Origin of the sequence: Shewanella sp. NIFS-20-20 (assembly GCF_019209865.1) — a bacterium.
In the GTDB taxonomy this organism is placed as follows: Bacteria; Pseudomonadota; Gammaproteobacteria; order Enterobacterales; family Shewanellaceae; genus Shewanella.
The window spans coordinates 21,518-29,141 of sequence record NZ_JAHUTT010000054.1 but is presented as its reverse complement, the minus strand read 5'-3'; the positions used below and the strand labels follow the sequence as shown (position 1 = coordinate 29,141).

Below are 7,624 nucleotides of genomic sequence, written 5' to 3'. Positions count from 1 at the left end.
ATCTAGCGCGGAACTCATCGTGGAGCGGGTGGTAGCACCTAATGAAGACTCCGAATACATTAGCGCAAACCAACCTCGTTATCGGAAATATCATTTGCAATAACGAGGCGGACCATACATTTTTATGCTTAATCGCGACTGAGTTTATAACGATAATGCCAGCCTAAGGTTACACTCCGTGTAAGCATAAAAGCGGCCATGGCGGCCCATAGGCCTTGATTACCTTGGGCCTCCAATAACCACCACACCGGAAAAAATACCCCAAAGGTGCACACCACCATGCTATTGCGCATGGCTGCGCCTTGCGCCGTACCAATATAAACGCCATCAAATAAATAAGAGCCAAAAGCCAGTAAGGGCATTAATGCCAGCCAAGGTAAATATAAGCTGGCACTGGCTTGTACGGCTTCAATGCTGGTAAGCAAGCCAATAAAGCTATCGCCACCGCACCAAAATACAAGGCTAAACAGTAAAGCGATAATGGCCGACCAATAAAATGATAAGGCGACACTAAATCTCAACCCAGCTTTGTCACCTTTGCCATAATTACGACCGCCTTCGGCTTCAGCGTAATAGGCAATACCGTCTAAGGCGTAGGAAATCAACATTAACAAGTTGAGTAAGATGGCGTTCGCCGCCAGCGTTACGTCCCCAAGGCTTGCGGCCTTAAAGGTCATAAACGCAAAAACCGCCTGCAAGCATAGGCTTCGAATGAAGATATTGGCGTTAAGACTCAGCAGTTGTTGATAGCCAGAAAGTTGCAGTGCGCGCAGTTGCGCTTTTAAGCAAAATCCCCCTTGTCGTTTGAGTTGGTTGACGACCATGACCGCGGCGACCGTGGTGCCGGCAATTTCTGCAAAAACTGAGGCAATGGCCGCACCTTTTACCCCCATGTCAAAGCCCAAAACCAGCACAACATCGAGTATAATGTTGACGCAATTGGCGACGATGAGCTGCCACATTGCCGCTTTAGGTTGTTGTCTGCCCAATAAGTATCCTAATAACACCAAATTTACGAGGGCGAAGGGCGCAGCCCAAATGCGAATATTGTAATATTGCTGGCAGTAGCTAATCACTTCTTGGCTGGCCTGAGTGAATGACAGCGCGAGTTGTAATATCGGTTGTTGTAAGCCAACAATCGCGATGCCAAACAGGAAGGCAAGGCTGACGGCTTGGACTAAGAGGCTAAATTGTTGTTGATTATCTTGGCGGCCATAGGCCTGCGCGACCAATCCGGTGGTCGCCATGCGCAAAAAGCCTAATAACCAAAATATTAAGGTGATAATGGTCGAGGCTAACGCGACACCACCGAGATAGTAGGCATTACTCAAATGACCTATAACCGCGGTATCAACTAAGCCCAATAAGGGCACGGTGATATTCGATAAAATCATTGGCAGGGCCAGAGCCAGCAAGCGACGATTCGCTTGTGGGTTTAGCAAGATTGCTGGGCTTGTCATCATAGAGGCGAAAATCTTATATGTTTAAAAATTGGCTGAGCCCTTTGCTCAGTGCTCTGTGCGTGCTGGCGGCTTTCGATTTGTGGGCAAATGAAAGTCATACCATTCCGCCAGAGCAGCGTGGTGCTGTCATTCTACAGTATCATCATGTATCAGACACAGGGCCTCGAAGCACCAGTGTGACTCCCGCTGAATTTCGGCAGCAAATGCAGTACTTAAAAGACAATGGTTTTACGGTGATCCAATTATCAGCCCTGGTCGATGCTATTCGCCAGCAAACGCCGTTGGCTAATAAAAGTGTGGTGATCACCTTTGATGATGGCTACCAAGATATCGCCGCTAATGCCCACCCGATTTTGGCTGAGTTTGGTTTTCCATATACCTTATTTGTTGCGATCGAGCCGATTGAAAAAGGTTACCGTAACATGATGGATTGGGCGACATTAGCCGCGCTGGCCAAAGAAGGCGCTGAGATTGCCAACCACAGCTATGGTCATGAATATTTAGTGAGAATGTCGGCGGGTGAAACGGCGACGCAGTGGCTGGCGCGGGTCAGCGATAATATTGAGCGCACGGAAGCCACAATATTAGCCCATACCGGTCAATCTCATAAAACGTTGGCCTATCCTTACGGTGAATATAACGCCGACCTCCAAGAATGGTTGGCTCAGCAAGGTTATATTGCGTTGGGTCAGCAATCGGGAGCGGCAGGATGGTCCTCTGGGCTCACGGCTTTACCGCGTTTCCCGGTGGCCGGCCCTTATGCTGATATGTCATCGTTATCGGTGAAAATGCATAGTCTGAATATGCCGGTCGAGCAGCAGAATATTCACGACCCCTTGCTAAAAGACGGTCAGTGGCGCCCGCAACTGCAAATCACCCTCGATATGACCGATATCCATCGCCATCAGATGATGTGTTTTATTCAAGGGCAAGGGGCAAAAGCGCCGCAGTGGATCAGTGAAAATAGCTTTACCATTCAGGCGGAACTAGATTTGCCTCCGGGACGGTCTCGCTATAATTGCACGGCGCCCAGCAAAGCGACTGGACGGTATTATTGGTTTTCACAAGCGTGGGTTAGGCCTCGGGATGATGGTAGCTGGCCCACACATTGAGCCAGCCAATCAAGGGTTAGCTTTTTAGCAAACTCAATAAGCGATTCGCGATAAGGTGCAGGGGTTGCTGTTCATGATGAGCATCAATGGCCACGGCGGCCCCCGGCATTCCCCAAACCACCGACGTGGCTTCATCTTGGCAGAGGTTATATGAGCCGTGCTCTTTCATGGCCAATAACCCTTGAGCACCATCTTTGCCCATCCCGGTGAGCATCACGCCGATGCTTTGCTGGGCGGCACACTCCGCAATGCTATTAAATAACACCTCAACCGACGGTTTATGTCGATTGACCGGCGCGGTATCGACCAACTGGGTATAAAACTGCATGCCTTTTTTGACTATGGTCATGTGCTTATCTCCCGGTGCCACATAAACATAGCCGGCTTTTAGAACCTCATTGCCGCGGGCTTCGGAGACGTTTAAGTTGCATTTGGCATCGAGGCGCCGCGCGAAAGAGGCACTGAATGCGGCTGGGATATGCTGCGCGATGACCACCGGCGGAAAGTTAGCTGGCAAGGCGCTGATTAACTGCGCAATCGCTTCGGTCCCACCGGTCGAGGCGCCAATCGCGATGATCCTATTTTTTAATTTTAAGTCATGTGGCACCGCTGTGGTCGATGGCGGCGGAGTGGATCTGACTCGACAACGGGCCGCTTGGCGTACCTTATCTAGCAGTTCCGCTTGATAGGTGGGGAGGCTATTTTGTAAATCATTTTTGGGCTTGGCTATAAAATCAATCGCCCCCAAGCTTAGCGCCTCGAGTGTGATGGCCGCGCCTTTTTCGGTCAGAGTCGAAATCATCACCACCGGCATGGGACGCAGGCGCATGAGGTTTCGTAAAAACGCGATGCCATCCATTTTTGGCATTTCTATGTCTAGGGTCAACACGTCCGGAGACAAGGTCTTAATCATCTCCCGCGCTTGCAAGGGATTCTCAGCACAACCTACCACAGTAATGTCATTGGCTTGCTCAAGCATATGAGTTAGCAATTGCCTGACTAGCGCTGAATCATCGATGACGAGAACTTTGATCATTTTACTCACCTTTAGTGCCATCTTGGCTTAAAAATAGAAACAGAAAATTAAGAAATAGGGCGATAAATGGTTTGGCCAATCAAGGTGAAATCTTCTGAAATATGGTGAAGCGTTTCTGAATGACCGATAATTAAATAGCCATCATTGCTAAGCAAGGTACGGAATCTGGCAATTATTTGTTTACGCGTGTCAGTATCAAAATAAATCATGACATTACGACAAAAAATGACGTCAAATGGTCCTTTCATCGGCCAGGGTTGCAGTAAATTTAATTGTTTAAAATGAATGTTGTCTTTGAGACTTTGCTTCACTTCATACTGATTGCCTAGCGGGCTAAAACTCGCTTTTATAAGTTCCGGTGAAATATTGTCGAGGCTTTCTTGGGGGTAAACTCCCGCTTGCGCTTTAGCTAAGACATTAGTGTCTAAATCCGTGGCCAAGATTTTGATATCGAGCTGCGATTGATTGAGCAAGGGTTGCAGTGTCATGGCAATACTGTAGGGTTCTTCCCCAGTAGAGCAGGCTGAAGACCATACCCTGATCCGCTTTTTTCCCGATTTTTTCCATTGCGCCATCACCACATCCCGCAAAAAATCAAAATGATGGTTTTCGCGAAAAAACGACGTCAGGTTAGTGGTGAGCGCGTTAATAAAGTTGGGTAGCTCTTGATGGTCTTTTTCGAGTGCGCGGCAATAGGCATTGAAATCACTCAATCCTAATACCCGTAAGCGCCGACACAGGCGACTGTAGACCATGTGCTTTTTGCGTTCGGGTAACACAATTCCAGTTTGTTGGTAAGCCAGGGTACGTATGTATTCGAAATTTTTATCTGTCATTAAAAATTCCGGAGCGTCTTCTAAATGTTCTGTACCCATAATCATCCCTGATGTCCTGGTGGGGGTATTAATCCCCAGCGGGTTTCGCCATGTTAGTCCATGGCTTAGGCGATATTGAGTGGGGAGCGGGCCATTGTGGCCGCTCCCCCTCGCTCTAGTTAGAACTCATTCCAATCGTCATTGTTGTGTTGATTGACATCGTGACCTGACACTTTGGCGAAGTTAGTTGATGAGTCGGCGCTCCGCGCCGGGCTCTTAATGATGCTTTTCTCCATGGTGAAGAACCCGAGTTGGCGACGCATGCTGCGCGCTTGTTCGGTCATGGCATCACCCGCCGCAGAGACTTGCTCAACCAGTGAAGCATTTTGCTGCGTCATGTCATCCATTTGTGATACGGCTTTATTCACCTCTTGAATGCCCACAGATTGCTGATCGGCTGCCACACTGATTTGGTTGATCATCACCGCCACTTTAGAGACTGAGTCGACAATTTCTTGCAAGGTAGTCCCAGATTGATTGACCAAGGCGGTACCATCTCTGACTTTGCCAACACTGTCGCGGATCAGCTCTTTAATCTCTTTCGCCGCGCCGGCACTGCGCTGAGCCAGATTACGAACTTCGCCTGCCACGACCGCAAAGCCGCGCCCTTGCTCACCCGCTCTTGCCGCTTCTACCGCCGCATTAAGCGCTAACAAGTTCGTTTGGAAAGCGATTTCATCAATCACGCTAATGATATCGACGATACGCTTACTGGATTGATCGATGGCCTCCATGGCGCTAATCGCTTGGGTGACCACTTCACCGCCTTGCTTGGCTTTATTATTGGCTTCTTTGGCCAATTGATCCGCTTGTAGGGCATTTTCGGCACTTTGCTGCACCGTGGTAGTCATCTCTTCCATGCTCGATGCGGTTTCTTCCAGTGACGCCGCTTGCTCCTCGGTACGCTGACTTAAGTCGGCATTACCTTTGGCGATTTCTTCGGCTCCCGCGGTCACTGTCGTTGCCGACTCCTGAATACCAGACAACACTTCGGTGAGGCGTTGGATCGTGGTATTCGCATCGGCTTTCAACTTACCAAATTGGCCTTCATAGTCCCCTTGAATTTCTCGGGTTAATTCGCCCTTAGCCATGCCATCGAAGAGGTTGACCACATCGGAAATGACCTCGTCAGCAATGGTGATTAATTGATTGAGACCATTAGAGAGATTGAGGTAGAAACCTTCTTTGTTGGCGGTGGTCAGTCTTGGGCTGAGATCGCCAGCATTGGCGGATTTGATCAGCGCATCGACTTCGTGTTCAATTGCGACTTCAGCGGTACGGTCGGCCCACTCAACCACGGTACCTAAGCGTTGACCCTCATCGTTGACAATGGGGTTGGCAATGATCCTAAAGGTGCGGCCACCAACACTGAGTTGACTGGTATACGTGGATGACAGCTTATCGAGCAAGCCGCGTTGATGGCTAGGATCGACGTGGAAGACATCAATATTCTGACCGATAAGGTTGTTGGCATTAAAATTAGGTAGGCTCGTGCGAATATCCGCTTGCGCTTGGCTAAACATATTGGCCACGGCATTATTCATGTAAATAATATTGCAGTCGGCATCGGCCAGCATAGTGTTTGAACTGACATTATCGAGCGCTTGTCGAATGCGAGCATTTTCGCTGAAAATACGTTCAGACTCGGCTTTTTTCACTAACTCTTCGGTAATATCATCCCATTCAACCACCGTCCCTATCTTAGTGCCATCTTCTTGGACGATGGGATTGGCAATAAAGGTAAAGGTGCGCTCACCGACGGTAATTTTACTGCGATAGGTGTCGGTCATTTTGGCCAACAATTGTCTTTGGTGCTGAGGATTAACATGGAACTTATCGATGTTAGCCCCTAGCAGCTTGTCGGCATCAAATTCCTTGAGGGTTTTCTTCAGTTCGGAATTAACATCCGAGAACATTTTTTGCACCGCTTTATTCAGGTAAATAATATTGAGATCGTTATCGGCGACCATGGTATTGGCGCTGACATTATCTAAAGCCTGGCGAATACGTAGGTTTTCGCTGGCGGTTTGTTCTTGAAGATGTTGAAGCTTAAGCGATTCAGTTAAGTCAGCCCACTCAACCACAGTACCTATGCGCTTATTATCTTTAAAGACCGGGGTGGCAATCAATGAGAACACTAAGCCATTGACCGTAATTTGGGTCTTATAAGCTTGGGTGAGCTTATCTAACATATTGCGCTGGTGAGCCGGATTTTTGTGGAATATATCAATATTATTACCCACCAATTTTTCAACATGGAATTGGGCAATTTCCTGTTGAAGCACGGCTTCATTTTTATCAAAAACTTGACGTAATGAGGTATTAAGATAGGTAATATTGTAATTTTCATCGGCCATCATTACGTTAGCCTGACACACATCGAGTGCCTGCCTAATGGCCTCATTTTCTTTAGTGATGGCATTATCTCTGGCTTCTTGAGCCAGTTGTGCGGTCATGTCAGTCCATTCAATCACAATGCCTAACTGCTGTTGATTGTCGCTGGCAAAGACTGGGCTAGCAATTAAGTTGAAGGTGCGACCTCCGACTTTGAATCTAGCGGTGTGTGACGATTTTAAACTGGCGATTAATTGCTGCTGATGGGCCGGATTTTTATGGAACTGATCCATATGGCTGCCCACCAGACGCTTGCTATCAAAGCTAGGTAATGCGGTTCTGATGTCGCTTTCTGCTTGCTGCATCGTCTTGGCCAATGAGTTATTGACCAACATGATGTGTCCATCGTTCGAAGCCAGCATGATATTACCTTGGCACTTTTCTAACGCTTGGCTGCTGAAATAGTACTTATCACGACTGACTTGCAACTCAGTGATCATCTCCTTGAATTGCTGCCACCCTTCAATGGCGACATCCGGTAATGGGCTCTTGTCTTTAAGGTGCGCAGTGATCTGCGCGATGACCTGAGGCAATCCGCTATCTTCTTGATTGACACGATACCAACTCCAGAGCAATAAGGCTAAGCCGCTGCATTGTAGGGAGACAATGGCAACCATGGGCGCATTTGTGACTGTCGTTATCAAACTCAGAACAAATACAACCAAGGTGATGAATAACATTTGGGCACTTTTGATGGTGCCGGTATCTTGATGATTATTGCTAGCTTCCATGGTTAAGTCCTCA

5 protein-coding genes are annotated in these 7,624 nt (G+C 48.1%); 1 reads left to right on the top strand and 4 read right to left on the bottom strand.

Going from position 1 to position 7,624, the window contains the following annotated elements; all coding sequences use genetic code 11:
- Positions 1–128 precede the first annotated feature (128 nt).
- Positions 129–1,460, bottom strand: a complete 1,332-nt coding sequence (locus KU855_RS14995) for an MATE family efflux transporter (RefSeq protein WP_371316370.1) — start codon at positions 1,458–1,460, stop codon at positions 129–131.
- Between the two features lie 20 nt (positions 1,461–1,480).
- On the opposite strand from KU855_RS14995, the gene KU855_RS14990 reads away from it, so the two are divergent.
- Positions 1,481–2,575 carry a polysaccharide deacetylase family protein gene (locus tag KU855_RS14990; protein WP_218531076.1) on the top strand — a complete coding sequence of 365 codons (1,095 nt, stop codon included), beginning with the start codon at positions 1,481–1,483 and terminating at the stop codon, positions 2,573–2,575.
- Between the two features lie 16 nt (positions 2,576–2,591).
- On the opposite strand, the gene KU855_RS14985 is transcribed toward KU855_RS14990, so the two are convergent.
- The 3 genes from KU855_RS14985 to KU855_RS14975 all read right to left on the bottom strand — a co-directional run bounded on the left by KU855_RS14985 (position 2,592) and on the right by KU855_RS14975 (position 7,611).
- Positions 2,592–3,611, bottom strand: a complete 1,020-nt coding sequence (locus KU855_RS14985) for a chemotaxis response regulator protein-glutamate methylesterase (RefSeq protein ID WP_218531075.1) — start codon at positions 3,609–3,611, stop codon at positions 2,592–2,594.
- Positions 3,612–3,658: 47 nt separating this feature from the next.
- The gene (locus KU855_RS14980; RefSeq protein ID WP_256261053.1) at positions 3,659–4,486 is read right to left on the bottom strand and encodes a protein-glutamate O-methyltransferase CheR; all 828 of its coding nucleotides are present in this window, start codon (positions 4,484–4,486) and stop codon (positions 3,659–3,661) included.
- Positions 4,487–4,605: 119 nt separating this feature from the next.
- Positions 4,606–7,611, bottom strand: a complete 3,006-nt coding sequence (locus KU855_RS14975) for a methyl-accepting chemotaxis protein (protein ID WP_256261052.1) — start codon at positions 7,609–7,611, stop codon at positions 4,606–4,608.
- Positions 7,612–7,624 lie beyond the last annotated feature (13 nt).

Bases quoted from the DNA above. Each gene is read 5' to 3' on its own strand.
- KU855_RS14995 (WP_371316370.1), bottom strand. From the start codon at position 1,460: ATGACAAGCCCAGCAATCTTGCTAAACCCACAAGCGAATCGTCGCTTG.
- KU855_RS14990 (WP_218531076.1), top strand. From the start codon at position 1,481: ATGTTTAAAAATTGGCTGAGCCCTTTGCTCAGTGCTCTGTGCGTGCTG.
- KU855_RS14985 (WP_218531075.1), bottom strand. From the start codon at position 3,611: ATGATCAAAGTTCTCGTCATCGATGATTCAGCGCTAGTCAGGCAATTG.
- KU855_RS14980 (WP_256261053.1), bottom strand. From the start codon at position 4,486: ATGGGTACAGAACATTTAGAAGACGCTCCGGAATTTTTAATGACAGAT.
- KU855_RS14975 (WP_256261052.1), bottom strand. From the start codon at position 7,611: ATGGAAGCTAGCAATAATCATCAAGATACCGGCACCATCAAAAGTGCC.